The sequence below is a fragment of the Variovorax paradoxus B4 genome, from assembly GCF_000463015.1.
GTDB lineage: Bacteria > Pseudomonadota > Gammaproteobacteria > Burkholderiales > Burkholderiaceae_C > Variovorax > Variovorax paradoxus_E.
The window spans coordinates 3,661,012-3,687,192 of the sequence record NC_022247.1 but is presented as its reverse complement, the minus strand read 5'-3'; the positions used below and the strand labels follow the sequence as shown (position 1 = coordinate 3,687,192).

Here is a 26,181-nt window from a genome sequence, read left to right as displayed (position 1 = left end):
CAATGAACGCTACGAACAAGCCCATCAATCAAAAGGCCTGGTGGCTTGTGCTGCCGGTGCTGATCTGCGTGGCCTTCTCGGCCATCGTGCCGCTGATGACGGTGGTCAACTATTCGGTGCAGGACATCATCTCGCCCGACCGGCGCGTGTTCGTCGGCACCGAGTGGTTCGCCTCGGTGATGCGCGACGACGAGCTGCACCAGGCGCTGTGGCGCCAGCTGGGCTTTTCGCTGTCGGTGCTGCTGGTGGAGATTCCGCTGGGCATCTGCTTGGCGCTGTCGATGCCGGCCAAGGGCTGGAAGTCTTCCGCGGTGCTGGTGGTGGTGGCGCTGTCGCTGCTGATCCCCTGGAACGTGGTCGGCACCATCTGGCAGATCTACGGCCGCGCCGACATCGGCCTGCTGGGCCATGCGCTGCAGAAGCTGGGCATCGACTACAACTACACGGGCAGCGCGACAGACGCGTGGCTCACGGTGCTGGTGATGGACGTGTGGCACTGGACGCCGCTGGTGGCGCTGCTGTGCTTTGCCGGCCTGCGCTCGATTCCCGACGCCTACTACCAGGCCGCGCGCATCGACGGCGCGAGCAAGTTCGCGGTGTTCCGCTACATCCAGCTGCCGAAGATGCGCGGCGTGCTGATGATCGCGGTGCTGCTGCGCTTCATGGACAGCTTCATGATCTACACCGAGCCCTTCGTCCTGACGGGCGGCGGGCCGGGCAACGCCACCACCTTCCTGAGCCAGTACCTCACGCAGAAGGCCGTGGGGCAGTTCGACCTGGGGCCGGCGGCCGCTTTCTCGCTGATCTATTTCCTGATCATCCTGTTGTTCTGCTTCGTGCTCTACAACTGGATGCAGCGGGTTGGGACGCAAACGGTGGAGGTCGAGCAATGAACAGCCGTTTTTCGGGGCGCGCTCCCGCCGACGGGGTACCTTGCTCCGCGAATGTCCCCCGCCTTCGGCTCCTCCTTGATTTCGCTGCGCAAGGCACCCCATCGACGGGAGCGTTGGACAGAGCGGTCGTTGATCAGCCGTGCAACCAGAGCGTGCCCTGGTGCGCAGGGCATCGGGTGCTCCCCGCAGCGAAATCAAGGAGGAGGCCGCAGGCCGGGGGACATTCGCGGAGGGGAGTACCCGCCGGCTTGTGCACGCGCCCTGAACAAGAGCCAAAAAAGCGACAAGAACAAGAACAACATGCCATGGAGCAACCGACATGAACGATAAGAGATTCCGCAAGCGCAGCATCTTCTTGGTGCTGTACATCCTGTTCGCGCTGCTGCCCATCTACTGGATGGTCAACATGAGCTTCAAGACGAACGAGGAAATCGTCTCCAGCTTCTCGTTCTTTCCGCACGAGCTCACCTGGGCCAACTACGCGCGCATCTTCACCGACGAGTCGTGGTACTCGGGCTACATCAACAGCCTGATCTACGTGGCCATCAACACCGTGATCTCGCTCACCGTGGCGCTGCCGGCGGCCTATGCGTTCTCGCGCTATTCGTTCCTGGGCGACAAGCACGTCTTCTTCTGGCTGCTGACCAACCGCATGACCCCGCCCGCGGTGTTCCTGCTGCCGTTCTTTCAGCTCTACAGCACCGTCGGCCTCATGGACACCCACCTGGGCGTGGCGCTCGCGCACCTGCTGTTCAACGTGCCGCTGGCGGTGTGGATCCTCGAAGGCTTCATGAGCGGCATTCCGCGCGAGATCGACGAGACGGCGTACATCGACGGCTACTCGTTCCCGCGCTTCTTCGTGAAGATTTTCCTGCCGCTCATCAAGGCCGGCGTGGGCGTGGCGGCGTTCTTCTGCTTCATGTTCAGCTGGGTCGAGCTGCTGCTCGCGCGCACGCTCACCAGCGTGAACGCCAAGCCCATCGTCGCGACGATGACGCGCACCGTGAGCGCCTCCGGCATGGACTGGGCCACGCTGGCCGCCGCCGGCGTTCTCACCATCGTGCCCGGCGCCATCGTGATCTGGTTCGTGCGCCACTACATCGCCAAGGGTTTCGCGATGGGCCGCGTTTAAGAGGAGGCGAAAAGACATGTTCGACTGGATGGTCTGGACCACCCCGGTGGCCGTTTTCTTCATCTGCATCGCGCTCATGCTGGTTGGCATGACGGTGTGGGAGTTCAAGTCGCCCACCACCATGCGGCGCGGCTGGCTGCCGATTGCCACCACGCGCGGCGACCGGCTCTTCATCGGGCTGCTGGCTGCGGCCTATGTGAACCTGATCTTCATCGGCCTGGCGGGCAAGTTCCAGGAATGGATGAGTCTCGAAGCAGAGCCCTCGATCTGGATCAGCTTCGTGCTGTCGATGTTTCTTCTGGCACTGGTGATGCGCAAGGGCTAGGCCCAGGAATTGGTTTTCAGACGCGACCGGCTCTCCGCCTCCCCGGAGCCGCGATCGAAAAAACCGGGGAAGCTTTCAATCGAGGAGACAGACTCATGAAGATGCGCTACACGGCATTGGCACTGGCAGCGGCGATGTTCGCCGCGCAAAGCGCTTCGGCAGGCGAAGCCGAAGCCAAGAAATGGATCGACAGCGAATTCCAGCCGTCGACCCTGACCAAGGATCAGCAAACCGCAGAGTTGAAGTGGTTCATCGATGCCGCCAAGAAGCTCCAGACGAAGGGCGTCAAGGAGATTTCAGTGGTGTCGGAAACCATCACCACGCACGAGTACGAGTCGAAGACGCTGGCCAAGGCCTTCGAGGAAATCACCGGCATCAAGGTCAAGCACGACCTGATCCAGGAAGGCGACGTGGTCGAGAAGCTGCAGACCTCGATGCAGTCGGGCAAGTCGATCTACGACGGCTGGATTTCCGACTCCGACCTGATCGGTACGCACTACCGCTACGGCAAGATCATGAACCTGACCGACTACATGGCCGGGACGGGCAAAGAATGGACCAATCCGGGTCTGGACATCAAGGACTTCATCGGCACCAGCTTCACGACGGCGCCGGACAAGAAGCTCTACCAGTTGCCCGACCAGCAGTTCGCCAACCTGTACTGGTTCCGCGCCGACCTGTTCGACCGCAAGGACCTGAAGGACAAGTTCAAGGCCAAGTACGGCTACGACCTGGGCGTGCCGCTCAACTGGAGCGCCTACGAGGACATCGCCGAGTTCTTCAGCGTCGACGTGAAGACCATCGACGGCAAGCCGATCTACGGCCACATGGACTACGGCAAGAAAGATCCGTCGCTCGGCTGGCGCTTCACCGACGCCTGGCTCTCGATGGCAGGCACTGCGGACATCGGAATTCCGAACGGCATGCCGATCGACGAATGGGGCATCCGCGTGGCCGACGACAAGTGCACGCCGGTGGGCGCCTCTGTCTCGCGCGGCGGTGCCACCAATTCGCCGGCTGCCGTGTATGCGCTCACCAAGTACATCGACTGGATGAAGAAGTACGCGCCCAAGGAAGCCACAGGCATGACCTTCGGCGAAGCCGGGCCGGTACCGGCCCAGGGCCAGATCGCACAGCAGATCTTCTGGTACACGGCCTTCACGGCCGACATGACCAAGAAGGGCCTGCCCGTGGTGAACGAGGACGGCACGCCCAAGTGGCGCATGGCGCCCGGCCCGAACGGCCCGTATTGGAAGCAGGGCATGCAGAACGGCTACCAGGACGTGGGCTCGTGGACCTTCTTCAGTGCCCACGACGCCAACAAGACCGCCGCAGCCTGGCTCTACGCCCAGTTCGTCACGTCCAAGAGCGTCTCGCTCAAGAAGACCATCGTGGGCCTGACCCCGATCCGCGAATCGGACATCCAGTCGAAGGCAATGACCGACATGGCGCCCAAGCTCGGCGGCCTGGTCGAGTTCTACCGCAGCCCGGCCCGCGTGGCATGGACGCCCACCGGCACCAACGTGCCCGACTATCCGAAGCTCGCGCAGCTCTGGTGGAAGAACGTGGCCGAGGCCGTCACGGGCGAGAAGACCCCGCAGAAGGCAATGGACAACCTGGCCGACGAGATGGACAACGTGATGGCCCGCCTGCAGCGCGCCGGCATGGCCCATTGTGCGCCCAAGCTCAATGCCAAGGGCGATCCGAACAAGTGGCTGAGCGACAAGAACGCCCCGTGGAAGAAGCTGGCCAACGAGAAGCCCAAGGGCGAGACGATCGAGTACAGCAAGATGCTGACGGCCTGGAAGGAAGGCAAGGCGCGCTGACCCGCTGCTTTCTTGCAGGACAGCGCTCTCTCGAGGGGCCGCGCCGAAGGGTGCGGCCCTTTTTTTGTTCATTCGTGGGGTCGACGCGACGGCATGACCAATGGCAGATGCGCCAGTGCTAGGGTTGGCTTACATTCGACGGCCCCCGCCTCGCCCCAGCAAGTGAACTCAAGCATTTCCAGCCCCGCCGCGCGCATCAAGCGTGTCCTGGTGATCCACTATTCGCAGACCGGCCAGCTCGGGAGCGTCGCCGAGCAGATCGTCGCGCCGCTCAGGGCCGACCCGGGGATTTCCGTGCACGTCGAGACCCTGCGCCCAGAGGCGGATTTCCCGTTCCCCTGGCCGTTCCTGACCTTCTTCGACGCGTTCCCGGAGTCGGCCCACATGAAGCCGCCGCCGCTCGCGCCGCTCTCGCTCACGGGCGACGAGCAGTTCGACCTCGTCATCCTGCCGTACCAGGTGTGGTTCCTGGCGCCGTCGCAGCCGATCGTCGCCTTTCTCAAGCATCCGCTGGCCCGGCGCCTGCTCGAGGGCAAGCCGGTGGTCACGGTCATTGCCTGCCGCAACATGTGGCTGCTGGCCCATGAGAAGCTCAAGGGCCTGCTCGACGCGGTGGGCGCGCGCCTCATCGACAACGTGGTGCTCACCGATCCCGGCCCGACGCTGGCCACCTTCTTCACCACGCCGGCCTGGCTGATCTGGGGCCGCAAGCGCGGTTTCTGGGGTATGCCCGACGCGGGCCTGAGCGACGCACAGATCCGGGGCGCGGGCCGTTTCGGCCGGGCGCTGCGCGAGGCGCTGCACGGCGACCGGGAGCGCGGATCGCAGCCGCTGCTCGCGGGTCTGGGTGCGGTGCAGGCCGATGCGCGGCTTCTCATCAGCGAAAAGGCCGGCACGCGCAGCTTTTTCCTCTGGGGCAAGCTGATCATGGCGGCGGGCCGGCCCGCCGCCTGGCAGCGCAAGCCGCTGCTGCTGCTCTATGTGGTGTTCCTGCTCGTGCTCATTGTCACGGTCGTCCCGGTGAGCTTGACCCTCCAGGCGTTGCTGCGGCCGTTGTTCAAGGGGTGGCTGACTAAAATGACAGCCAGCTTCGAACGCCCTTCGGGCTCGGCCACGGACCGTTCCCCCCTCTATGACGACTGAAGTCTTCCTGACCCGCACCGCCGCCTTTCTGCCCTTTTCCCCGGTCAGCAATGAAGACATCGAAGACGTCCTCGGCCGCATCGGCGGCAAGGCCTCGCGCGCGCGGCGGCTGATTCTTCGCAGCAACGGCATCCAGTCGCGCCATTACGCCATCGACCGGGCCACCGGCCGGCTCGCCATGAGCAATGCGCAGCTCACCGCCTCGGCCATCCGGGCGCTCGGCGACGTCGGCCCGGTGGATTGCCTCGCCACCGGCACCTCGCTGCCCGACCAGCTGATGCCGAACCACGCGGTGATGGTGCATGGCGAGCTCGGCTGGCCGCGCCTCGAGGTCGTGGCTTGCGCGGGCATCTGCCTGGCCGGTACCACGGCGCTCAAGCACGCGTGGCTCTCGGTGCGTTCGGGCGATGCGCGGCGGGCGGTGGCCACCGGCTCGGAACTGGCCTCGGCCGTGATGCGCAGCTCCAGGTTCGAAGCCGAGCTCGAACACAAGCTCCAGGCGCTCGAAGAGCGGCCGGAACTCGCCTTCGAGAAGGATTTCCTGCGCTGGATGCTTTCCGACGGCGCCGGCGCGGTGCTGCTCGAGCGCGAGCCGCGCGGCCCGCTGTCGCTGCGCGTGGAATGGATCGACCTGTCTTCCGCCGCTCACGAGCTGCCGGTGTGCATGTATGCGGGCGCCGACAAGAATGCCGAGGGCGGGCTCGACGGCTGGGCGCGCACCGATCCCGAAGACTGGCGGCGCGAGTCGACCTTCGCCGTCAAGCAGGACGTGCGCCTGCTCAACGAGAACATCGTGCGCGCCACGCTGGGCGAGCCGCTGGCGGCCATCGTCGGGAAGCGCGGCCTGAAGGCAGCGGACGTCGACTGGTTCCTGCCGCACCTGTCGTCCGGCTATTTCGTCGAACCCGTGAGCCGCTGCCTCGAGTCGATGGGCTTTGCCATTCCGCGCGAGCGCTGGTTCAGCAACCTCGCGACCAAGGGCAACACCGGATCGGCATCGCCCTACATCATGCTCGACGAACTGTTCCGCTCGGGCCGTATCAAGCCCGGCCACAAGCTGCTGATGTTCGTGCCCGAAAGCGGCCGCTTCTCGAGCGGCTTCATCTACATGGAAGCTGTGTGACATGGACCTCGACGCCGTTCCGCAAGAAGGCAACGCCACCCTCGACGGCCACGCCAAGCTCATGTACGCGCGCGACGCGCAGGGCCGCGTGGTCACCACCCGCTCGCGCGGCTGGGAGGCGGAGGAAATCGTCACCAGCCACGCGGTCGACGTGCTGGTCGAGCAGGCCCGGGACGCGAAGGAACGCGTGGCCCGGGGGCTTGCGTCGCCGCTCGAATACTGGATGTACGAGCGCCGCATGGACGTGGCGCTGCTCTCGCAGACCAGCGGCTTCTGGCAATGGCGCGTGCGGCGCCACCTGAAGCCGAAGCACTTCGCAGCGCTGCCGCAGAAGCATCTGGCGCGCTATTCGGAGGCGCTGGGGCTTCCCGTTTCCACCTTGCAGGGCCTGCCGTGAAATTCGAACACCAACAAGCGGCGCATTGCGAAAGCGGTGTCATCTCGAACCTCATGCGCCACCACGGCGTGCCCATGACCGAGAGCATGGCGCTCGGCCTGTCGTCGGCGCTGTCGTTCGCCTACCTGCCATTCATCAAGCTCTCGGGTCTGCCGCTCATCTCGTACCGCATGCCGCCCAAGGCCATCATCAAGGGCCTCCTGGCGCCGATGGCCGCGCGCTTTCGCTTCGAGACCTTCCGCAGCGCCGAGGCCGGTGCGCAGCGCCTCGATGCGCTGCTCGCGGGCGGGCAGATCGTGGGCTTGCAGACCTCGGTCTACTGGCTGCCGTACTTTCCGCCCAACATGCGCTTCCACTTCAATGCGCACAACCTGCTGGTGTACGGCAAGGACGGCGACGACTACCTGATCAGCGACCCGGTGTTCGAAGAACCGGTGCGCTGCGCCAGCGCCGATCTTTCGCGTGCGCGCTTCGCCAAGGGCGTGCTCGCGCCCAAGGGCCTCATGTACTACCCGCAGGCCATCGAGCGCAAGACGGTCGATGCGGCATCGGTGACCAAGGCGATCCGAAAGACGGTGCGCACCATGCTCGCGCCGGTTCCCATCGTCGGCGTGCGCGGCATGCGCACGCTGGCCAGGCGCATGCAGAAGCTGCCGCCGGGCGATCCGCGCAGTGTCGATTTCATCGGCCATGTGGTGCGCATGCAGGAAGAAATCGGCACGGGCGGGGCGGGATTCCGCTTCATCTACGCGGGCTTCCTGCAGGAGGCGGCGCAGCTGCTCGACAAGCCGCAGCTGCAGCAGATGTCCGAGCGGCTGATCGCCATCGGCGACGGCTGGCGAGCGTTCGCATTGAAGGCAGCGCGCATGGTGAAGGGCCGAGAGCCGGTCGATCCCGCTGCGCTGGCCGGCAAGCTACGCGAGCAGGCGCAGCAGGAAGAAACCTTCTTTCGCGACCTCAGGGCCGTTGTTGCCTGAATGGGATCTTCTTCTGTTCGTCGCGTGGGGCATTGTTCGGGGCGCGCTCCCGCCGACGGGGTACCTTGCTCCGCGAATGTCCCCCGGCCTGCGGCCTCCTCCTTGATTTCGCTGCGCAAGGCACCCCATCGACGGGAGCGTTATGCGGAGCGGTCGTTGATCGGCTGTGCACCCAGAGCGTGCCCAGGTGCACAGGGCATCGGGTGCTCCCCGCAGCGAAATCAAGGAGGAGCCGAAGGCGGGGGACATTCGCGGAGGGGAGTACCCGGTGGCCTGTGCACGCGCCCCGAACAGGAACAGCAGCGCCCCGAACAAGAGCGGCAAGCAGCCCGATGCTGGAACTGAAGAACCTAGGCCACCGCTATCCGCACGCCGACTCGGCCGCGCTGGCCGACGTCTCGCTCGCGGTGCCCCGGGGCTGCGTGATGGGCCTGCTCGGCCCCAACGGCGCGGGCAAGACCACGCTGATCTCGCATCTGTCGGGCGCACTGGCCGTGCAGTCGGGCGAGATCCGCATCGACGGCCAGCCGCTGCAGCAAGTGCGCGCCAAGGCACCCACGCGCATCGCGGTAGCGCCGCAGGACCAGGCCTTCTATCCGATGCTCACCGTGGCCGAGAACCTCGCATGCTTCGCCGCGGCGGGCGGCCTCGCCGGCGCACGCAAGAAGGAGCGCATCGACGCTTGCACGCACTTTGCCCAGCTCGAACAGTTCGCCGGCGTGCGCGCCGAGCGGCTCTCGGGCGGCCTCAAGCGCCGCCTCAACCTGGCGATCGCGCTGCTGCCCGAGCCCGAGCTGATGCTGTTCGACGAGCCCACGGTGGGCGTCGATCCGCAGTCGCGCGCCTTCATCCTCGACGCCATCAAGAGCCTGGCGCAGCAGGGTGCGGCGGTGATCTATGCCTCGCACTACATGGAAGAGATCGAGGCCATTGCCGACCGCGTGGCCATCCTCGACCATGGCCGCGTGCTGCGCGAAGGCGCGCTCGAGGAACTGCTGTCGAAGAGCGCGATGCTGCTCACGTTGGCGGCCGACGGGCTCGACGCGCAGATGCTCTCGCGCTTTGGCACGGTGGAGCAGGGCGGCGCGCATTGGCGCATTCACCTGCGCGAAGGCACCGGCCCCGGTCCGGTTCTGCAGGCCCTGGAGGCCGAAGGCATCGAGGTGCGCCACGCCGAGTTCGGCCGCCACGACCTCGAGCAGCTCTTCATGGCACTCACCCACCGGTCCCTGCGCGACTGAAGAACACCATGCTCTTCGCGCTCATCAAGAAGGAACTGCTCGCACTCGTGCGCGACATGCACGGGCTGGCGGCGCTGTTCCTGATGCCGATGGTCTTCATCGTTCTGATGTCGCTCACGCTGAAGGACATCTACCGGCCGCCGCTCGCCGAACTGAGCTATGCGGTCGACCGGCGCGACACCGGGACACCGGCGCAGTGGCTGCAGCAGATCTGGCAGCGCAGCCACGGCGCGCCCAAGGCCCTCGATGCCGACTGGCAGGCGCAGTTGCGAAGCGGCGCGCTCAAGTACGTGATCGTGCTGGAGCCCGGCCTGTCGGCGGAACTCGAATCGGCCGCGCTGTCGACCCAGGCCCACATCCGTCTGCTGACGGAGCCCGGCATCGACGCCAACCTGTTCAACGCGCTGCGGGCCGAACTCGTCGGCGCGTCCGGCGAACTGAAGGCGCGCCTGGCGCTGGCGGTGCCCGGCACCTCCGGTCCGCCGCCGGGTGCCTCGATCCAGGCGCTGGTGAATGCCGAGCGCTATGCCACCGCCGGGCCGCGGCCCACTTCGGTGCAGCAGAACGTGCCGGCGTGGCTGGTGTTCGGCATGTTCTTCGTGGTCGCCTCGCTCTCGAGCCTGTTCGTGCAGGAACGCAGCTCGGGCGCGCTGGGCCGGCTGCGCAGCCTGGGCGTGTCACGCGTCATGCTGCTGATGTCGAAGGCGCTGCCCTACCTGGGCGTCAACGCGCTGCAGGCCGTACTGATGCTGGCTGCCGGCATCTGGCTGATGCCGCTGATCGGCGGCGACGCGCTTTCGCTCGCGGGTATCCATTGGGGGGCGCTGGTGCTGGCGCTGGCGGCCGTGAGCCTGGCCGCGGTGAGCCTGTCGCTGGCGCTCGCGTGCGCGGTGCGCAGCCATGCGCAGGCCGCTACCATCGGGCCGATGGTCAACGTGCTGATGGCGGCGGCGGGCGGCATCATGGTGCCGAAGTTCGTCATGCCGGGCTTCATGCAGCGGCTGGTCGAGATCTCGCCGATGAACTGGGGGCTGGAGGCGCTGCTCACCGTGCTGCTGCGCGGCGGCGGCGTGGCCGACACCCTGCCGCAGGTCGGCAGGCTCGTGGTATTTGCGGCCGCCATGTTCCTGCTGGCCGTCTTTCTGTTTCGCAGGCGCGCATCGTGACCCACTCCCATTCTGCTGAATTCATCGCCAGCCTGAAAGCCATGGTGCTCGAGGCCGTCGAAAAAGACGCACCGCCGGGCGGCCTTGGCGACGACGAGCCGCTGTTCGGGCCCGAGGCCCGGCTCGACCTCGATTCGCTCGACGCCCTGCAGGTGTCGATGACGATCCAGCAGCGCTTTGGCGTGCGCATGCCCGACAGCAAGGAAACGCGCCGCGCGCTCACTTCCATTGCCCATCTGGCCGACCACCTGGTGGAAGCGGGCAAGGCATGAGCGCAGCGTCAAGGGTGCACCTGTGAGCGGCGAGGGCGTTTATCTTGCCGGCATGGGCCTGGCTTGCACGCTGGGCAATGATCTTCCTTCCTCCGTGGCCGCCCTGGCGCGCGGCGGCGTTCGGCCCACGCCGCTCGCCGTTTCGGAAGGCGTGCAGTGGCCCGTCCACATGCTGCCACCGCAGGAGGGCAATTGGAGGCAGCGCCTGGAGCGCGTCGTGCGCGGCGTGGCTGCGCAGGCGGACGAAGGGACAGGGGCAGGGCGTTCCGGCCCGCTCTTCGTCGCATCGTCCTCGCTGGACATCGGCGTCATGGAACACACGGCGCAGGATCTGCGGCTTGGCGGCGACCTGCAGGACTTTGCCGGCCTCGTGGCCGGTGCACTCGACTGGCAGGGGCCGGTCTTCACCATCTCCACGGCCTGCACCTCGGCGCTCAACGCGGTGCTTGCGGCCTGCGATCTCATCCGAAGCGGGCAGGCCGACGAGGCGCTGGTGATCGGCGCCGAGTTGGGCAACCGCTTCACGGTGGCCGGCTTCGGCGCCATGCAGCTGCTCTCGCCCGACGGCGCGCAACCCTTCGGCGCCGGGCGCAACGGGCTGGTGCTCGGCGAGGCGGTGGCCGCATTGCGCCTCGGCTCGCGCGCGGCGCGCTGGCGCATCGCGGGCGGGGCCAACGTGGTCGACGGGCGCAACCCCTCGGGCACCGAAGCCAGTGCGGTGCTCGCCATGTGCCGCGAGGCCTTGGCGCAGAGCGGGCTGCGGCCGCAGGACATCGACCTGATCAAGGTGCAGGCCGCGGGCAGCCCGATCAACGATGCGATCGAGGCGCTGGCATTGAAGCAGGTCTTCGATCCGTTGCCGCCGCTGGTGTCGCTCAAGTCGGCCATCGGCCACACGCTGGGCGCCGCGGGTGCCGCCGAGCTGGCCTTGCTCGTTGGCTGCATCGAAGCTGGCGTGTGGCCGTCGGCGGGCTATGCCATCGACGATGAACTCGGCATTGCCCTGAGCGCGCAGGCGCCTTCCGGGCTGCGCAACATCCTGCTCAACGTGGTCGGGTTCGGCGGCGGGCACGCCTCGCTGGTGCTGGAGGATGGCCGATGAACGCCGGGTCCGCCCACGCATGGCGCACCGTCGCCCACTTCGCGGTCGATCCGCTGCCTGCGGATTGGCGCGACCAGCTCGCGCACCGCCTCGGCCGGCGGCCGCGGCGCGTCGGCCTCTGGACCGAGCTTGCGATGTTCGGGGCCCGGCAGTGCCTCGATGCCGCGGGCGAGGCGGCCTTGCCCGCGGGGGCCCGGCTGCGCGTATCGAGCCTGCGCGGCGCCTGGGGAGCAACGCATGCGGGCCTGGCGCAGCTCGACGCGGGCATGCTGATGCCATTCACCTTCATGCAGGGCCAGCCGGCGCTGATGCTGGCGGAGGTCGGCCGCTGCCTCGAATGGCAGGGCGACGCGAGCTTTGCGCTGTGCCGCGATCCGCAGCAGCTGCTGCAGCTCTCGAAGCTGGGCGCCGGAAGCGCCGGAAGCGCCGGACTGCTGGTCGGCGTGGTGGAAGAGGAGCGCAATGGCGAGAAGCCGCGCTCCGAATGGTGGCGGCTGGTGCCGGCCTGAAACATCGCAAGGCCAACCGCAGGCAGCGAGGTCAGGCCATTGCCGCGATCGACCGGGCCAGGTTGGCGCGAGCCCGTGCCTCCAGCAGCGCGTGCATTCGCGGCGTGGCGTAGATCGCCTCCCGCGCGAGGAAGCGCTGCAGGATCGCGCGGCGGCGCGGCAGGCGCACTTCGGTGGGCACGAACGCATATTCGGCATGCACCTGCCGTTCGTATTCGTCGAAGCGCGCGGAGTCCGCGCCGAGGATCGACAGGTCGATGTCGATCAGCAGTTTGGCGTCGCGGCCTTCGGGCACGGCATCGTGCCGCGTGGCCATCACGAGGGCATGCACGCGTTCGGCCGCATCTGCCGGTACACCGGCCGAAAGGATGGCGCCGCGCGCCCATTCGGCGCTGCGTGCCTCGTTGTCGTGCGCATGCACGTCGTAGACCGCGTCGTGGAACCACAGCGCGAGCGCCACTTCACCGGGGCGCTCGGCCAGCTCTTTCTCGTGCTCGAACCAGGCCAGGCATTCGCCGAGGTGCTGCAGGGTGTGATAGTGGCGCTGCGGCTCGTCGTAGCGGCGCTGGAGCTCGACGCACAGCACCTCGTCGGCGCGGGCCGCGCCCAGCGCGTGCCAGGCGGCGTTCCAGTTGTCCCGCAGTGCCTGGGGCGCCATCGGCTATTGCTCCATGGCGGCCTTGACCTCCTGGCCAAGGTCGAGCACCGACATCGCGTAGTAGCTGCTCCAGTTGTAGCGCGTGATCACGTAGAAGTTGCGCGTGCCGGCCACATAGGTCGGCGGCGCGTCGGCGCCGTTCTGCAGCTCGACCAGCGCGAGAAGGCCCTTGTGGCGCAGGCCATCGCCTTCGGGAACGGCGCCGGCCGCCACGAAGCTGTCGGCGCTGAAGCTCGGCAGGATGTCGGGCGCCAGCAGCAGCGCCTTCTGGAGGCGGGCCTCCTCGAAATGCACCGGGTAGATCGCGGGCACGCCGGGCGTCCAGCCAAAGGCCTTGAAGTAGTTGGCCACCGAGCCGATCACGTCGGCGGGGTTGTCGACCAGGTCGATGCGGCTGTCGCCGTCGAAGTCGACCGCGTACTTGGCGATGCTGCTGGGCATGAACTGCGGCATGCCCATGGCGCCCGCGTAGCTGCCCACGGGCAGCAGCGGGTTGTCTGAAGTGCGGCTTTCGGTGCTCAGGAAGCTCTCGAGCTCGCCGCGGAAGAAGGCTTCGCGCTCGGCCGCGCGCGGATGAGCCTGCGGGAAGTCGAACGACAGCGTGGCCAGTGCATCGATCACGCGGAAGTTGCCCATGTTGCGGCCGTAGATGGTTTCCACGCCGACGATGCCCACGATGATCTCGGCCGGCACGCCGTACGTCGCCTCCGCGCGCGCGAGCGTGTCGGCGTTGTTGCGCCAGAAGCGCACGCCGGCGGCAATGCGCGTCGCGTCGATGAAGCGGCTGCGATAGGCCTGCCAGTTCTTCACCGTGCCGGCCGGGCCCGGCAACATCAGGCGCGGCACGTTCGGCAGGAAGCGCGCGCTGCCGATGGTGGCGCGCACCCAGTTGCGGTCGAGGCCGCGGCGCTCGGCCACTTCTTCGGCAAAGCGCATGGCGTCGTCGCGCCTGGCGTAGGGCGTGCTGCCCGCCACGGTTTTCACGATGCGGGCGCTGGGGGCTTTCTGGGCCTGCGCGGCCATGGACCCTGCGCAGCAGGCGGCGAAGAGGGCTGCTGCGGCGGTGCGGCGTGGCACGGAAAGAAAAAATCGCATGGAGGCGATTGTGCCGTCCGCGCGAGCCCGCCTCCGCGGGACACATGCGGTTTCAGCGCCCGGGATTCGGCGCAGCGGGCCAGTTCAGGCGCCGGAACTCGGCCCGCAGGGCCGCAAGCGAAGCCGGGGAGGCCTCGGCGTAGCGCTGGGCCTCCAGCTTCAGCAGCCATTCGCGCACCGCCTGCGCCGCGGGGCCGAAGTGCGCCTCGGCCTGCGCGGCCATCTGGCGCGGCGGCGCCGTGTCGGGCACCTTGAGGCCGGCCTTGGCGAGGCGCGCGCGTGCCTGGCCGAGCAGGCGCAGCCACGGGTCGTGCTGGCTGCGCTCCCACAAGGCCCATGCCGCGCCGGCAAGGCTCGCACCCACCAGCAGGTAGAGCAGCACATAGGCCAGGTCCTCGAGGCTGGGCGCTTCGAAGCCGATGCTCTTGAGCAGGTTGAGCTGGCGGCTCTGCGTGTAGTTGAGCACCCACTGGTTCCAGCCGTTGTTCACCGCTTCCCACGCGGCGCGCAGGTTCTGCGCCAGCGTGGGGCTCATCGCGCCGATGGCGCCGGCGAACAGGCCCGGCTGCGGCACGAGCCGCTGCAACTGGCCGACCCGGCCCGGCGACACCGCGCCCGTGGGATCGACGCGCAACCAGCCCACGCCTTCCTCCCAGACCTCGGCCCAGGCGTGCGCATCGCTCTGGCGCAGCACCCAGTAGTTGTCGACGCCATTGAGTTCGCCGCCTTGGTAGCCGGTCACGATGCGCGCCGGAATGCCCGCCCCGCGCATCAGCACCACGAAGGCCGAGGCGATGTGCTCGCAGAAGCCTTCCTTGCGGTCGAACCAGAACTCGTCGGCCGTGTCGTTGCCGTAGAAGCCGGGCTCCAGCGTATAGGTGTAGCCGCCGGTGCGCAGCCGCTGCAGTGCGGCGCGGATGAAGGCCTGCGTGCCGGCGTTGGCCAGGGCGGGCTGGGCGCGCATTTCCGCGGCGAGCGCAGCGGTGCGCGGGTTCGATCCGGGCGGCAGGGCGAGATAGGGCCGCAGCGCGGCCGTCTGCCGCACGGGTCCGCTGTGGAACTGCGTGTAGCTCTCGGCGCGGTAGCGCACGAGGTCGGAGATGGGGCGGTTCGCGAGCCATTGCAGGTCGGGGGTGCCCGTGACCTCGAGGCCGGGCGCCTGCGGTGCGCCTGGCGCCACATCGAGCGTGAGCAGCCAGGGGCGATGGTTGGGCTCGAGCGTGACCTCGTAGCGAACTGGCTGGCCGCTGGTGCGCAGGTTGCCCGAGGCTGGCGCGCCGCGCGCCCAGGATGGCAGCGCCGTCCACTCGCGCCCGTCGAACTGCGCGAGCACCGGGCCGCGGAAGTACAGCTGGCTTTGGGGCGGCGCGCGGTTGTCCTCGAACTTGATGCGTGCCGCGATGCTGTCGTCGAGCGCCAGTTCGGCGATGGCGCCCACGCGCATGGTGTTCGACAGGCCCGTGCGCCCGGCCATCGCGTCGCCGGGCGTGCCCCACAGCGGCGCGAAGCGCGGGAACAGCAGGAACAGCGCGAGCATGATCGGCGCGCCCGCCAGGGCCATCCAGCTGGCGGTGCGCGCCGCCTGCATCAACGGCGGCTTGCCCACCGGCATGTGCGCATTGACCAGCGCGGTGAGCAGGCCCAGCAGCGCAAGCAGCATGGTGACCGCGGTCATCAGCGACTGCGAGTAGAAGAAGTTCGTGAGCATCGCGAAGAAGCCCAGGAAGAAGATGACGAAGGCGTCCCGGCGCGCGCGCAGCTCCAGCGTCTTCAAGGCCAGCAGGATCACGATCAGCGTCACCCCGGCGTCGCGCCCCAGCAGGGTGCGATGGGTGGCGAAGGTGGCGGCCAGCGTCAGCGCCAGCAGGCCCACGCGCGCCCACTTGCCCGGAAGCGGGCGGGCCTCCATGGCGAGCGTGCTGCGCCACACCAGCACCATCGCCGTGATGGCGGTGCACCACCAGGGCAGGTTCCCGACCTGCGGCAGGACGATGAGCGCGATGACTGCCAGCAGGAACAGGGTGTCCCTGGCGTCCCTTGGCAGCGCCGAGATTTCGCGCATGAACTTGTTCATGCGCGCTGCTCCCGGCCTGAAGAAGAACGAACGGCGTTCAGGTTCAGCATAGCGCCAGCGCCTCCAGGCAAGCTCTTCGGTGGGCTTCTCCCTGCGACGGCTGCACCACGCGCGCGGCCACGCGGATGCCGTAGTCCACGCCCAGCCGGTCCGCCATCAGCACCCAGGCGCAGAGCCGCGACACCCGGGCCTCGGTGTCGGCCAGGTGGGTGGCCTGCGCGTCGAGCCACAGCTCTTCGCGCTGCGTCTGCTGCGTATCGCGGCTCACCAGGTCTTCCGACCCGGTGGCTTGCGCCCGGGCCGCCTTCTTCCAGACCACGAGCTTGAGCGGGTCGCCGCGCCGGTAGGCCCTGAGGCCGTCGTACTCGCCGGCGGCCTGGGCGCGCAGCGCGGCCGACGTGGCGGCCGGCCCCGACAGCGGCTCGCCCGGCGGCAGCGGCGGCGGATGCGCCTCGGGCGTTGGATAGACCAGCATCTTCGCGGCCGGCCGCCACACCGTCCAGACGCGGAATGTGCCGAGCGGAAAGCGGGTTTCGGCGGTGAGCGGGGGCACCGGATGGAGTCCGCGCCGCTCGGGCTTGAATGCGATCTCGACCGTGGCGCTGCCTTCCGCCGGAACGTCGGTCCAGGCCCACTGGCCGCTGCCGCGCACGGCCATGCCGATGCCGTAGCGCACGCTGCGCCGCGTGTTGTGCAGCACGACGCGAAAGACCGCGGCGGCGCCCGCATAGTGGGCCTCGGGCGGCATCATGTGCATGGCCAGGCCGCGCAGCGTGGCATGGCACACGTGCATGCCCACGGCCACGCTGCCCGCGAGCAGGAAGGTCAGCAGGTAGCCGAGGTTGAGCTGGTAGTTGATCGACGCGATCAGCAGCACCAGCAGCGTGGCGCCCAGCGTCCAGCCGGCGCGCGTGGGCACGATGTAGACGTTGCGCTGCGTGAGCTCCAGCGTGTCCGAAGGCGGCCGGCGCGATAGGAACCAGCCGTCGATACGCGAGCGTAGCGACGCGATCATCGGTGGCGAACGGGACGGTTCATTTTCTTACGGCAGCGGCACGTCCGCGATCATCGCGCGCACCTGCTCCACCGCGCCCCGGCCCGCGTCGCCCACCGGGGTGAGGCGGTGCGCAATGGTCTGCGGAAGAATCGATTGCACGTCGTCGGGCGCAACGTAGTTTCGGTTGGCCAGCAGCGCCTGCGCCTTGGCGGCGCGCAGCACGGCAATGCCGGCGCGCGGCGAGAGGCCCTGCAGGAACCAGCGGCCGGAGCGGGTGGCCGCGATCAGGTCCTGCACGTAGTTCAGAAGCGGCTCGGCCGCATGCACCTGCTGCACACGCTGCTGCAGCGCCGTGAGTTCGCCGGCAGTCAAGAGCGCGGGCAGGGTGGCCAGCATCTCGCGGCGGTCGGCGCCCGAGAGCAGCTCGCGTTCGGCGGCGCGGTCGGGGTAGCCCAGCGAGATGCGCATGAGGAAGCGGTCGAGCTGCGACTCGGGCAAGGCGAAGGTGCCGAGCTGGTCCTGCGGGTTCTGCGTGGCAATCACGAAGAAGGGCGTGGGCAGCGGCCGCGTCTCGCCTTCGATGGTGACCTGCTTCTCTTCCATGGCCTCGAGCAGCGCGCTCTGCGTCTTGGGGCTGGCGCGGTTGATTTCGTCCGCCAGCAGCACCTGCGCGAAGATCGGCCCGGGGTGGAAGACGAAGGCCTGCTGGCCCCGGTCGTAGATGGCCACGCCCGACAGGTCGCCCGGCATCAGGTCGGCGGTGAACTGCACGCGCGAGAACTGCAGGCCGAAGGTGTGCGACAGCGCATGGGCGAGGGTGGTCTTGCCGACCCCCGGCACATCCTCGATCAGCAGGTGCCCGCCCGCGAGCAGGCAGGCCACGCAGTCGCGCACCTGGGGCTCCTTGCCCACGATCACCGTGTTAAGCTGACTCAGCAAAGTGGCAAGCTTCGCAGCAACGTCCATATTTGTATCCATATGCAAACGATACCGTAAGACTGCGCGGCCCCATGCCGTGTGAGGTCTAGATACGACAGAGACACGGCAAAGACATGGGCAAGACCGGCTACTTCACACATCGCGACTGCTGGAAGCATGACATGGGCCGGGGCCACCCCGAATGCCCCGAGCGGCTCGATGCCATCGAAGACAGGCTGCTGCTCACCGGCGTGGGCGATGCCCTGGAGCACCGGGATGTGCCGCTGGCCACCCTTTCCCAGATCACGCGCGCGCACAGCGAGGCTCACCTCGAATACCTCGAAGAGCTTCACCAGCGCCTGGTGGCCGACGAGCCGGCCGGCGGGCCCACCCATGCGCAGCTCGACCCCGACACCGTCCTGACGCGCTTCACGCTGCTGGCCGCGCGCCGCGCCGCCGGCGCCGCGATTGCCGCCACCGATGCGGTCATGGCGGGCGAGATCGAGAACGCGTTCTGCTCGGTGCGCCCGCCCGGGCACCACGCCTGCCGCGAGCAGGCCATGGGCTTCTGCTTTCTCAACAACGTGGCCATTGCGGCGCGGCATGCGCTCGAGGTGCACGGACTGGACCGCGTGGCCATCGTCGACTTCGACGTGCACCACGGCAACGGCACCGAGAACATCCTGTCGAACGATCCGCGCGTGCTGATGGTGGGCTTCTTCCAGCATCCGTTCTATCCGTACAGCGGCACCGAGCATCCGGCCTCGAACATGCTGAACCTGCCGATCCCGGCCTACACCAGGGGCATGGACGTGCGCGAGCTGATCGAAGCCGCCTGGATGCCCCGGCTCGAGGAATTTGCACCCGAGATGGTCTTCGTGAGCGCGGGCTTCGACGCCCACCGCGAGGACGACCTGGGCCAGCTCGGCCTCACCGAGAACGATTTCGCCTGGATCACGAGCCGCATCCGGGACATCGCCAGGCGCCATGCGCGCGGACGCATCGTCTCGATGCTCGAAGGGGGCTACAACCTGGACGCCCTCGCGCGCAGCGTCGAAGCCCATATCCGTGTCCTTGCCGATCTGTAGAGAGCCGCAGGCGCGAACATCGCGCCATGTTTTCCCAAGAGATGAATTTCAACGATTTCACACAACGCCTGGGTCAGGTCGACGCGCGCGGCCTGGGCATCGAACTGGCCGCGCTGGTGGGCTGCGTGGCCCTGGCCTGGGTGGTCACCCGCTGGTTCGGGCGCGACCAGCCGAAGGATTCCATCTGGTTCGGCGAGCGCATCTTCGACGGGCTCCTGTTCCCGCTGCTGGCGCTGGTCTTCACCGAGCTGGCCCGGCGGCTGGTGAGCGACTTCCAGCCCGTGCTGGTGCTGCGCATCGGGGTGTCGGTGTTCCTGTCGCTGGCGGTCATCCGCCTGTTCGCGCGCGTGATGCGGGCGGTGTTTCCCGCCTCCAACCTGGTCCGGCTGCTGGAGCGCACGATTTCGTGGCTGGCCTGGATTGCCGCCATCCTCTGGATCGTCGGGCTGCTGCCGCCGGTGCTGGCCGAACTCGACAACATCACGCTGGCTTTCGGCAAGACGCGCGTCAGCCTGCAGACCATCGTCCAGGGCGTGCTGTCGGCCGGGTTGGTGCTGGTGATCGCGCTGTGGATTGCCGCCACCATCGAGAAGCGCATCCTGCGCGAGGCCGTGAGCGATCTTTCGATGCGCAAGGTGGCGTCGAATGCGGTGCGCGCCTTCCTGCTGCTGGTCGGCCTGCTGTTCGCGCTGTCGGCGGTGGGGGTCGACCTCACGGCGCTCTCGGTGCTGGGCGGTGCGCTCGGCGTGGGCCTGGGCTTCGGCCTGCAGAAGCTGGCGGCCAACTACGTGAGTGGCTTCGTGATCCTGCTGGAGCGCTCCATCCGCATCGGCGACAACGTCAAGGTCGACGCCTTCGAGGGCCGCATCACCGACATCAAGACCCGCTACACGCTCATCCGTGCGGGCAACGGACGCGAGGCCATCGTGCCGAACGAGTCGCTCATCACCAGCCGCGTCGAGAACCTCTCGATGGCGGACCGCAAGTTCAACATCACGACCACCATCGTGGTGGGCTACGACAGCGACGTGGCGCAGGTGCAGGGCATCCTGTGCGAGGCGGCCAAGGCCCAGGCTCGCGTGATCACCGACCCGGCGCCCGTGGCCTTCCTGATGAACTTTGCGCCCGACGGGCTGGAGTTCACCCTGAACTTCTGGGTCGCCGATCCCGACAAGGGCAAGGACAACCTGCGCTCGGCCATCAACATCGCCATTCTCGAGGGCCTGCGCAGCGCGGGCGTGGACATTCCGTATCCGCAGCGCGTGCTGCGGGTGGAGTCGCTGCCGCCGGGCGTTTCCGCCACCCGCGACCCTGCCGTATAATCACGAAAAAGCACGGTCGTTCTTTTTTGTTGCCCCGCGGTGCCAGTCGCCATGAGCGCAGGTGCGGCAAAGGTCGGACCCTAAAATGACCGGCTGCCCTCGAAGCCCCCTTTTTGCAATCCCAATGGAGTCAAGTCAATGAAGGTTCTAGTGCCTGTCAAACGGGTCGTCGATTACAACGTCAAGGTGCGCGTGAAGAGCGACGGCACCGGAGTGGACATTGCCAACGTCAAGATGAGCATGAACCCCTTCGACGAGATCGCGGTGGAAGAAGCCGTGCGCCTGAAGGAAAAGGGCGTGGTCACCGAGGTGATCGCCGTCTCCTGCGGCGATGCCAAGTGCCAGGAAACCCTGCGCACCGCCATGGCCATCGGTGCCGACCGCGGCATCCTGGTCGAGACCACCGAAGAGCTGCAGCCCCTGGCCGTGGCCAAGCTCCTGAAGGCCCTGGTCGACAAGGAACAGCCCCAGCTCGTCATCCTCGGCAAGCAGGCCATCGACGACGACGCCAACCAGACCGGCCAGATGCTCGCCGCGCTGGCCGACCTGCCGCAAGCCACCTTCGCCTCCAAGGTCGAAGTGGCCGACGGCAAGGCCACCGTGACCCGCGAAGTCGACGGCGGCCTGGAAACCCTCACGCTCAGCCTGCCGGCGGTCATCACCACCGACCTGCGCCTGAACGAGCCGCGCTACGTCACCTTGCCCAACATCATGAAAGCCAAGAAGAAGACGCTCGACGTCTTCAAGCCCGAAGACCTGGGTGTCGATGTGAAGCCCCGCCTGAAGACCCTCAAGGTCAGCGAGCCGCCCAAGCGCGGCGCCGGCATCAAGGTGCCCGACGTCGCCGCCCTGGTGGACAAGCTCAAGAACGAAGCCAAAGTGATCTGAGGAAGACAACGACATGACCGCACTAGTTATTGCCGAACACGACCACGCGACCGTCAAGCCCGCGACCCTCAACACCGTGACCGCGGCGCTGGCCTGCGGCGGCGACGTCCACGTGCTCGTGGCCGGTGCCAACGCCGCCGAAGCCGGCAAGGCCGCCGCGCAGATCGCGGGCGTGGCCAAGGTCATCGTGGCCGACAGCCCCAGCCTGGCGGAGAACCTGGCCGAGAACGTCGCCGCCCAGGTGTTGGCCATTGCCGGCAACTACAGCCACATCCTGTTCCCCTCGACCGCCAACGGCAAGAACGTCGCCCCGCGCGTGGCCGCCAAGCTGGACGTGGCCCAGATCAGCGACATCACCAAGGTCGACAGCCCGGACACCTTCGAGCGCCCGATCTATGCCGGCAACGCCATCGCCACGGTACAGAGCAGCGACGCGATCAAGGTGATCACCGTGCGCACGACCGGCTTCGACGCGGCAGCCGCCACCGGCGGCAGCGCCTCGGTCGAAACCGCCGAAGGCGTGGCCGACAGCGGCAAGTCGAGTTTCGTGGGCCGCGAAGTCACCAAGAGCGAACGCCCGGAACTGACGGCCGCCAAGATCATCGTCTCGGGTGGCCGGGCGCTGGGCAGCGCGGAGAAGTTCACCGAAGTGATGGCCCCTCTGGCCGACAAGCTCAACGCGGGCCTGGGTGCCAGCCGCGCCGCGGTGGATGCGGGCTACGCGCCGAACGACTGGCAGGTGGGCCAGACCGGCAAGATCGTGGCGCCGCAGCTGTACATCGCCTGCGGCATCTCGGGGGCGATCCAGCATCTGGCCGGCATGAAGGACTCCAAGGTGATCGTGGCGATCAACAAGGACGAAGAGGCGCCGATCTTCAGCGTGGCCGACTATGGCCTCGTGGCCGACCTGTTCACGGCCGTGCCGGAACTCGTCAAGGCGCTCTGATCGCAACGCCGCACTGAGCCGGAGGGCATCGTTCGCGATGCCCTTTTCGTATCCGCTGTATCTGGAGACATGACATGAGCTACACCGCCCCCCTCAAGGACATGCTGTTCGATATCGAACACCTGGCCAACATCGGCGAGATCGCCAAGCTGCCCGGCTTCGAGGACGCCGGCCTCGAAACCGCGCAGGCCGTGCTCGAGGAATGCGCGCGCTTCAACCAGGACGTGGTGGCGCCGCTGAACGTGGCGGGCGACCGCAACCCGTCGTCCTTCAAGGACGGCGCCGTCACGACCACGCCGGGCTTCAAGGAAGCCTTTGCGCAGTACGTGTCGGGCGGCTGGCAGGGCCTGCAGCATCCGGCGGACTTCGGCGGGCAGGGCCTGCCCAAGACCATCGGCGCGGCCTGCGGCGAGATGCTCAATTCGGCCAACATGAGCTTCGCGCTGTGCCCGCTCCTGAGTGACGGCGCCATCGAGGCGCTGCTCACGGCCGGCTCCGACGAGCTCAAGGCGGTGTATCTCGAGAAGCTGGTGAGCGGCCAGTGGACCGGCACCATGAACCTCACCGAACCGCAGGCCGGCAGCGACCTCGCCATGGTGCGCAGCCGCGCCGAGGCGCAGCCCGACGGCACTTACAAGGTGTTCGGCACCAAGATCTTCATCACCTACGGTGAGCACGACATGGCCGAGAACATCGTGCACCTCGTGCTGGCCCGCGTGACCGGCGCGCCCGAAGGCGTGAAGGGCATCAGCCTGTTCGTGGTGCCCAAGTTCATCGTCGGCAAGGACGGTCGCTTGAGCGAACGCAACGACGTGCACTGCGTGAGCATCGAGCACAAGTTGGGCATCAAGGCCTCGCCCACTGCGGTGCTGCAGTACGGCGACAACGGCGGTGCCGTCGGGTATCTCGTTGGCCAGGAGAACCGCGGCCTGGAGTACATGTTCATCATGATGAACTCGGCCCGCTACGCCGTGGGCATGCAGGGCATCGCGATCGCCGAGCGCGCTTATCAACATGCCGTGGCCTACGCGAAAGACCGCGTGCAGAGCCGCCCGGTCGACGGTTCGATCAACGCGAGCGCGCCCATCATTCACCACCCCGACGTCAAGCGCATGCTGATGACGATGCGCGCCTACACCGAAGGCTGCCGCGCGATGGCTTCGGTGGCCGCCGCCGCGTACGACGCCGCGCACCACCACCCCGATGCCGAGGCGCGCAAGCAGAACCAGGCCTTCTACGAATTCATGGTGCCGCTGGTCAAGGGCTACAGCACCGAGATGAGCCTGGAAGTGACTTCGCTGGGCGTGCAGGTGCACGGCGGCATGGGCTTCATCGAAGAGACCGGCGCGGCGCAGTACTACCGCGACGCCAAGATCCTCACGATCTACGAAGGCACCACCGCCATCCAGGCCAACGATCTCGTGGGCCGCAAGACCGCGCGCGACGGCGGCCAGACCGCCAAGGCGATTGCCGCGCAGATCGAGAAGACCGAAGCCGAGCTTGCCAAGAGCGACAGCCCCGCTGCCGCCGCCGTGCTCAAGCGCCTGAAGGCTGCCCGCCTGGCGTTCGTCGACGTGGTCGATTTCGTCGCAGGCCAGACCAAGGCCTCGCCCAACGCCGTATTCGCGGGCAGCGTGCCCTACCTGATGCTCGCGGGCAACCTCGTGGCCGGCTGGCAGCTCGCACGCTCGCTGATCATTGCCGAGGACCTCGCCTCGCGCAGCTTCGACACCGACTTCATGCTCGCCAAGATCGCGACCGCGCGCTTCTACGCCGAGCACATCCTGAACAAGGTGCCGGGCATCCGCGACAGCATCGTCGACGGTGCCGAGAGCGTCACGTCCCTGGCGCTCGACGCGTTCTGAGTCAACGCCCGTGTCGCCCACCTGACCGGCGACAGGGGCCTTCCTCTCTTATAAAACCGAACCCATCTCCGGAGACGACATGTCCAAGCTGCCCCCCGTCCTCGCGAACCTGCCGCTGCCGATCATCGGCTCGCCGCTGTTCATCATCAGCAACCCCAAGCTCGTGATTGCGCAATGCAAGGCGGGTGTGGTCGGCTCGATGCCGGCGCTCAACGCGCGCCCCGCGGCGCAGCTCGAAGACTGGCTGGCCGAGATCACCGAGGAGCTCGCTGCCTACAACAAGGCCAATCCGGACAAGCCCGCCGCGCCGTTCGCCATCAACCAGATCGTGCACAAGAGCAACGACCGGCTCGAGCACGACATGGAGATGGTCGTGAAGTACAAGGTGCCGATCGTCATCACCTCGTTGGGCGCGCGCACCGACGTGAACGACGCGGTGCACAGCTACGGCGGCGTCACGCTGCACGACATCATCAACAACAAGTTCGCGCAGAAGGCGATCGAGAAGGGCGCCGACGGCATCATTGCCGTGGCGGCCGGCGCCGGCGGCCATGCGGGCGTGAAGAGCCCGTTCGCGCTGGTGCAGGAAATCCGCCAGTGGTTCGACGGCCCCATCGCGCTGTCGGGCTCCATCGCCACCGGCGGCGCGGTGCTCGCGGCGCAGGCCATGGGTGCCGACTTCGCCTACATCGGCACCGCCTTCATCGCCACCGAGGAAGCGCGCGCCAGCGAAGACTACAAGCAGGCCATCGTCGACGGCACCTCCGACGACATCGTCTATTCGAGCCTCTTCACCGGCGTGCACGGCAACTATCTCGCGCCCAGCATCGTCAAGGCCGGCATGGACCCGGCCAACCTGCCCGAAGGCGACGTCAAGACCATGAACTTCGGCGGCGGCGAGGGCAGCAAGGCCAAGGCCTGGAAAGACATCTGGGGCTCGGGCCAGGGCATCGGCGCCGTCACCGAAGTGGCCAGCGCGGCCGCGTTCATCGAAAAGCTCAAGCGCGAGTACCAGGAAGCAAGGCAGCGGCTCGCACTTTGAACGGCACGCGCAACCCGGTGCCTGCCGCGGAGCCCGCGCAGCGCGGGCGAATGCCGCTGCTCGACATCGCCAAAGGCATTGCCTGTGCGGTGATCGTCGGGCACCACCTGTCGCGCTACGGCACGATGCCGGTGGGCGCTTTTCTCCTGGCACCGGGCTTCCTGGGCTGGCTGGCCGATGACGGCCGGCTCGCGGTGCAGATTTTCCTGGTGATTGCCGGCTTCCTTGCGGCGGCGAGCCTCGCGCCCGACGGCGTGCTGCGCGTCGACCGGCCGATGGCGCGCATCCTGCAGCGCTACGGCCGCTTGGTCATGCCTTACCTGGCGGCGCTCACGGTGTGCGTGCTGGTGGCGGCCCTCGTGCGTCCCTGGATGACCGGCGACGACGTGCCGGCATCGCCGAGCATCGGCCAGCTGCTCGCGCACGGATTGCTGATGCAGGATCTGCTGGGCTACGAGGCGCTGTCCACGGGCGTCTGGTACGTGGCCATCGACTTCCAGCTGTTCGTGCTGGCGCTCACGCTCATGGGGCTTCCCGCCATGCTGCGGCGGGCGCCGGTGCCGGCTGCGGCGGTCTCGCGCGAGCGCTGGATTCCCGTGGCGTTGGTGCTGGCGGTGGCCACCACCTCGCTGGTGCTCTTCAACCGCAATGCCGATCTCGACGACACGGCGTTCTATTTCTTCGGCGCCTACGGGCTCGGCATGCTGGCCTTCTGGATCGGACGCGCCACGCGGGCCAGCACCTGGCGCAGTGCCGTCGTGCTGCTGGCGCTGACCGGCGTGGGCGCACTCGCCATCGACTGGCGCAGCCGCATCGCCATTGCGCTCGTGAGCGCGTTGCTGATTGCCGTTGCCCAGCGGCGGGGCTGGCTGTCGCTCGGGCGCTGGCCGGATGCGGCCATGCCCCTGCAGCGCTTGGGCCGCATCTCGTACTCGCTGTTCCTGATTCACTTTCCGGTGCTCCTGGCCACGAATGCCGCTGTTGGCCAGATGGGCCCGCATGCGGCCTGGATCGATGCGCTGGGCATGGCCGCCACCTTCGGTCTTTCCGTGGCGGCCGCGCTGCTGCTGTACCGCTGGGTGGAGGTGCGGCCGGCATCGTGGCGCGCGGTCGCCGCATTGTTCGCGGCGCTGCTGGCGAGCGGGGTGCTCGTCCCGTCCTGACCCGAGCCGCCTGCCGGCG

General features: G+C 67.7%; 25 protein-coding genes. 20 read left to right on the top strand and 5 right to left on the bottom strand.

Features of this window, described 5'->3' with window-relative positions; genetic code table 11:
• The first annotated feature begins 2 nt into the window (after window positions 1-2).
• The 13 genes from VAPA_RS17205 to VAPA_RS17145 all read left to right on the top strand — a co-directional run bounded on the left by VAPA_RS17205 (window position 3) and on the right by VAPA_RS17145 (window position 12,106).
• Window positions 3-893, top strand: coding sequence for a carbohydrate ABC transporter permease (locus VAPA_RS17205; RefSeq protein WP_021008040.1), 891 nt, complete (start codon window positions 3-5; stop codon window positions 891-893).
• 319 nt (window positions 894-1,212) lie between these two features.
• Window positions 1,213-2,025, top strand: coding sequence for a carbohydrate ABC transporter permease (locus VAPA_RS17200; RefSeq protein ID WP_018907388.1), 813 nt, complete (start codon window positions 1,213-1,215; stop codon window positions 2,023-2,025).
• A gap of 16 nt (window positions 2,026-2,041) precedes the next feature.
• Window positions 2,042-2,350: a DUF2160 domain-containing protein gene (locus VAPA_RS17195; protein ID WP_021008039.1), complete on the top strand. Its 309-nt coding sequence runs from the start codon at window positions 2,042-2,044 to the stop codon at window positions 2,348-2,350.
• 95 nt (window positions 2,351-2,445) lie between these two features.
• Window positions 2,446-4,176 carry an ABC transporter substrate-binding protein gene (locus VAPA_RS17190; RefSeq protein ID WP_021008038.1) on the top strand — a complete coding sequence of 577 codons (1,731 nt, stop codon included), beginning with the start codon at window positions 2,446-2,448 and terminating at the stop codon, window positions 4,174-4,176.
• A 162-nt stretch (window positions 4,177-4,338) separates the two neighbouring features.
• Window positions 4,339-5,319 (top strand): hypothetical protein, encoded by a 981-nt coding sequence (locus VAPA_RS17185; RefSeq protein ID WP_041946146.1) that lies wholly within the window; start codon window positions 4,339-4,341, stop codon window positions 5,317-5,319.
• Window positions 5,309-6,442 (top strand): beta-ketoacyl-ACP synthase III, encoded by a 1,134-nt coding sequence (locus tag VAPA_RS17180; protein WP_021008036.1) that lies wholly within the window; start codon window positions 5,309-5,311, stop codon window positions 6,440-6,442. The genes VAPA_RS17185 and VAPA_RS17180 overlap by 11 nt, the downstream gene beginning before the upstream one ends.
• Before the next feature lies 1 nt (window position 6,443).
• Window positions 6,444-6,839: a hypothetical protein gene (locus tag VAPA_RS17175; protein WP_021008035.1), complete on the top strand. Its 396-nt coding sequence runs from the start codon at window positions 6,444-6,446 to the stop codon at window positions 6,837-6,839.
• On the top strand, window positions 6,836-7,816 hold the full coding sequence (locus VAPA_RS17170) for a BtrH N-terminal domain-containing protein (protein ID WP_021008034.1): 981 nt from the start codon (window positions 6,836-6,838) through the stop codon (window positions 7,814-7,816). Before VAPA_RS17175 ends, VAPA_RS17170 begins: the two co-directional genes overlap by 4 nt.
• A gap of 332 nt (window positions 7,817-8,148) precedes the next feature.
• The gene (locus tag VAPA_RS17165) at window positions 8,149-9,057 is read left to right on the top strand and encodes an ABC transporter ATP-binding protein (protein ID WP_021008033.1); all 909 of its coding nucleotides are present in this window, start codon (window positions 8,149-8,151) and stop codon (window positions 9,055-9,057) included.
• A gap of 8 nt (window positions 9,058-9,065) precedes the next feature.
• The gene (locus tag VAPA_RS17160) at window positions 9,066-10,223 is read left to right on the top strand and encodes an ABC transporter permease (protein ID WP_021008032.1); all 1,158 of its coding nucleotides are present in this window, start codon (window positions 9,066-9,068) and stop codon (window positions 10,221-10,223) included.
• Window positions 10,217-10,495, top strand: a complete 279-nt coding sequence (locus VAPA_RS17155; protein WP_041946495.1) for an acyl carrier protein — start codon at window positions 10,217-10,219, stop codon at window positions 10,493-10,495. The genes VAPA_RS17160 and VAPA_RS17155 overlap by 7 nt, the downstream gene beginning before the upstream one ends.
• A 22-nt stretch (window positions 10,496-10,517) precedes the next feature.
• On the top strand, window positions 10,518-11,597 hold the full coding sequence (locus tag VAPA_RS17150; RefSeq protein ID WP_021008030.1) for a beta-ketoacyl synthase N-terminal-like domain-containing protein: 1,080 nt from the start codon (window positions 10,518-10,520) through the stop codon (window positions 11,595-11,597).
• Window positions 11,594-12,106: a hypothetical protein gene (locus tag VAPA_RS17145; protein WP_021008029.1), complete on the top strand. Its 513-nt coding sequence runs from the start codon at window positions 11,594-11,596 to the stop codon at window positions 12,104-12,106. The genes VAPA_RS17150 and VAPA_RS17145 overlap by 4 nt, the downstream gene beginning before the upstream one ends.
• 31 nt (window positions 12,107-12,137) lie before the next feature.
• Here the strand turns inward: VAPA_RS17145 and VAPA_RS17140 are convergent, their stop codons facing one another.
• Genes VAPA_RS17140 through VAPA_RS17120 form a run of 5 tightly spaced genes read right to left on the bottom strand, consistent with a single transcriptional unit; the run spans window position 12,138 to window position 17,896 of the window.
• Window positions 12,138-12,764, bottom strand: a complete 627-nt coding sequence (locus VAPA_RS17140; protein WP_021008028.1) for an HD domain-containing protein — start codon at window positions 12,762-12,764, stop codon at window positions 12,138-12,140.
• Window positions 12,765-12,767: 3 nt separating this feature from the next.
• Window positions 12,768-13,859, bottom strand: coding sequence for a lytic murein transglycosylase B (gene mltB, locus VAPA_RS17135; RefSeq protein WP_021008027.1), 1,092 nt, complete (start codon window positions 13,857-13,859; stop codon window positions 12,768-12,770).
• A 52-nt stretch (window positions 13,860-13,911) separates the two neighbouring features.
• Window positions 13,912-15,933 (bottom strand): transglutaminase TgpA family protein, encoded by a 2,022-nt coding sequence (locus VAPA_RS17130; protein WP_021008026.1) that lies wholly within the window; start codon window positions 15,931-15,933, stop codon window positions 13,912-13,914.
• Window positions 15,934-15,976: 43 nt separating this feature from the next.
• A complete protein-coding gene (locus VAPA_RS17125; RefSeq protein ID WP_021008025.1) occupies window positions 15,977-16,948 on the bottom strand; it encodes a DUF58 domain-containing protein in 972 nt (323 codons plus the stop codon).
• Window positions 16,949-16,975: 27 nt separating this feature from the next.
• A complete protein-coding gene (locus VAPA_RS17120; protein WP_012748474.1) occupies window positions 16,976-17,896 on the bottom strand; it encodes an AAA family ATPase in 921 nt (306 codons plus the stop codon).
• 86 nt (window positions 17,897-17,982) lie between these two features.
• On the opposite strand from VAPA_RS17120, the gene VAPA_RS17115 reads away from it, so the two are divergent.
• The 7 genes from VAPA_RS17115 (at window position 17,983) to VAPA_RS17085 (ending at window position 26,162) form a co-directional block, all read left to right on the top strand.
• On the top strand, window positions 17,983-18,936 hold the full coding sequence (locus VAPA_RS17115) for a histone deacetylase family protein (protein WP_021008024.1): 954 nt from the start codon (window positions 17,983-17,985) through the stop codon (window positions 18,934-18,936).
• Window positions 18,937-18,977: 41 nt separating this feature from the next.
• Window positions 18,978-20,258: a mechanosensitive ion channel family protein gene (locus VAPA_RS17110; RefSeq protein WP_041946145.1), complete on the top strand. Its 1,281-nt coding sequence runs from the start codon at window positions 18,978-18,980 to the stop codon at window positions 20,256-20,258.
• Window positions 20,259-20,396: 138 nt separating this feature from the next.
• Window positions 20,397-21,146, top strand: a complete 750-nt coding sequence (locus VAPA_RS17105; RefSeq protein WP_021008022.1) for an electron transfer flavoprotein subunit beta/FixA family protein — start codon at window positions 20,397-20,399, stop codon at window positions 21,144-21,146.
• Window positions 21,147-21,159: 13 nt separating this feature from the next.
• On the top strand, window positions 21,160-22,092 hold the full coding sequence (locus VAPA_RS17100) for an electron transfer flavoprotein subunit alpha/FixB family protein (RefSeq protein WP_021008021.1): 933 nt from the start codon (window positions 21,160-21,162) through the stop codon (window positions 22,090-22,092).
• Window positions 22,093-22,166: 74 nt separating this feature from the next.
• Window positions 22,167-23,957 carry an acyl-CoA dehydrogenase gene (locus tag VAPA_RS17095; protein WP_021008020.1) on the top strand — a complete coding sequence of 597 codons (1,791 nt, stop codon included), beginning with the start codon at window positions 22,167-22,169 and terminating at the stop codon, window positions 23,955-23,957.
• A 79-nt stretch (window positions 23,958-24,036) separates the two neighbouring features.
• The gene (locus VAPA_RS17090; RefSeq protein WP_021008019.1) at window positions 24,037-24,999 is read left to right on the top strand and encodes an NAD(P)H-dependent flavin oxidoreductase; all 963 of its coding nucleotides are present in this window, start codon (window positions 24,037-24,039) and stop codon (window positions 24,997-24,999) included.
• 50 nt (window positions 25,000-25,049) lie between these two features.
• Window positions 25,050-26,162: an acyltransferase family protein gene (locus VAPA_RS17085; RefSeq protein WP_021008018.1), complete on the top strand. Its 1,113-nt coding sequence runs from the start codon at window positions 25,050-25,052 to the stop codon at window positions 26,160-26,162.
• Window positions 26,163-26,181: the final 19 nt, after the last annotated feature.

Bases quoted from the DNA above. Each gene is read 5' to 3' on its own strand.
- VAPA_RS17205 (WP_021008040.1), top strand. From the start codon at position 3: ATGAACGCTACGAACAAGCCCATCAATCAAAAGGCCTGGTGGCTTGTG.
- VAPA_RS17200 (WP_018907388.1), top strand. From the start codon at position 1,213: ATGAACGATAAGAGATTCCGCAAGCGCAGCATCTTCTTGGTGCTGTAC.
- VAPA_RS17195 (WP_021008039.1), top strand. From the start codon at position 2,042: ATGTTCGACTGGATGGTCTGGACCACCCCGGTGGCCGTTTTCTTCATC.
- VAPA_RS17190 (WP_021008038.1), top strand. From the start codon at position 2,446: ATGAAGATGCGCTACACGGCATTGGCACTGGCAGCGGCGATGTTCGCC.
- VAPA_RS17180 (WP_021008036.1), top strand. From the start codon at position 5,309: ATGACGACTGAAGTCTTCCTGACCCGCACCGCCGCCTTTCTGCCCTTT.
- VAPA_RS17175 (WP_021008035.1), top strand. From the start codon at position 6,444: ATGGACCTCGACGCCGTTCCGCAAGAAGGCAACGCCACCCTCGACGGC.
- VAPA_RS17165 (WP_021008033.1), top strand. From the start codon at position 8,149: ATGCTGGAACTGAAGAACCTAGGCCACCGCTATCCGCACGCCGACTCG.
- VAPA_RS17160 (WP_021008032.1), top strand. From the start codon at position 9,066: ATGCTCTTCGCGCTCATCAAGAAGGAACTGCTCGCACTCGTGCGCGAC.
- VAPA_RS17145 (WP_021008029.1), top strand. From the start codon at position 11,594: ATGAACGCCGGGTCCGCCCACGCATGGCGCACCGTCGCCCACTTCGCG.
- VAPA_RS17140 (WP_021008028.1), bottom strand. From the start codon at position 12,764: ATGGCGCCCCAGGCACTGCGGGACAACTGGAACGCCGCCTGGCACGCG.
- mltB (WP_021008027.1), bottom strand. From the start codon at position 13,859: ATGCGATTTTTTCTTTCCGTGCCACGCCGCACCGCCGCAGCAGCCCTC.
- VAPA_RS17130 (WP_021008026.1), bottom strand. From the start codon at position 15,933: ATGAACAAGTTCATGCGCGAAATCTCGGCGCTGCCAAGGGACGCCAGG.
- VAPA_RS17125 (WP_021008025.1), bottom strand. From the start codon at position 16,948: ATGATCGCGTCGCTACGCTCGCGTATCGACGGCTGGTTCCTATCGCGC.
- VAPA_RS17120 (WP_012748474.1), bottom strand. From the start codon at position 17,896: ATGGACGTTGCTGCGAAGCTTGCCACTTTGCTGAGTCAGCTTAACACG.
- VAPA_RS17115 (WP_021008024.1), top strand. From the start codon at position 17,983: ATGGGCAAGACCGGCTACTTCACACATCGCGACTGCTGGAAGCATGAC.
- VAPA_RS17110 (WP_041946145.1), top strand. From the start codon at position 18,978: ATGAATTTCAACGATTTCACACAACGCCTGGGTCAGGTCGACGCGCGC.
- VAPA_RS17105 (WP_021008022.1), top strand. From the start codon at position 20,397: ATGAAGGTTCTAGTGCCTGTCAAACGGGTCGTCGATTACAACGTCAAG.
- VAPA_RS17100 (WP_021008021.1), top strand. From the start codon at position 21,160: ATGACCGCACTAGTTATTGCCGAACACGACCACGCGACCGTCAAGCCC.
- VAPA_RS17095 (WP_021008020.1), top strand. From the start codon at position 22,167: ATGAGCTACACCGCCCCCCTCAAGGACATGCTGTTCGATATCGAACAC.
- VAPA_RS17090 (WP_021008019.1), top strand. From the start codon at position 24,037: ATGTCCAAGCTGCCCCCCGTCCTCGCGAACCTGCCGCTGCCGATCATC.
- VAPA_RS17085 (WP_021008018.1), top strand. From the start codon at position 25,050: ATGCCGCTGCTCGACATCGCCAAAGGCATTGCCTGTGCGGTGATCGTC.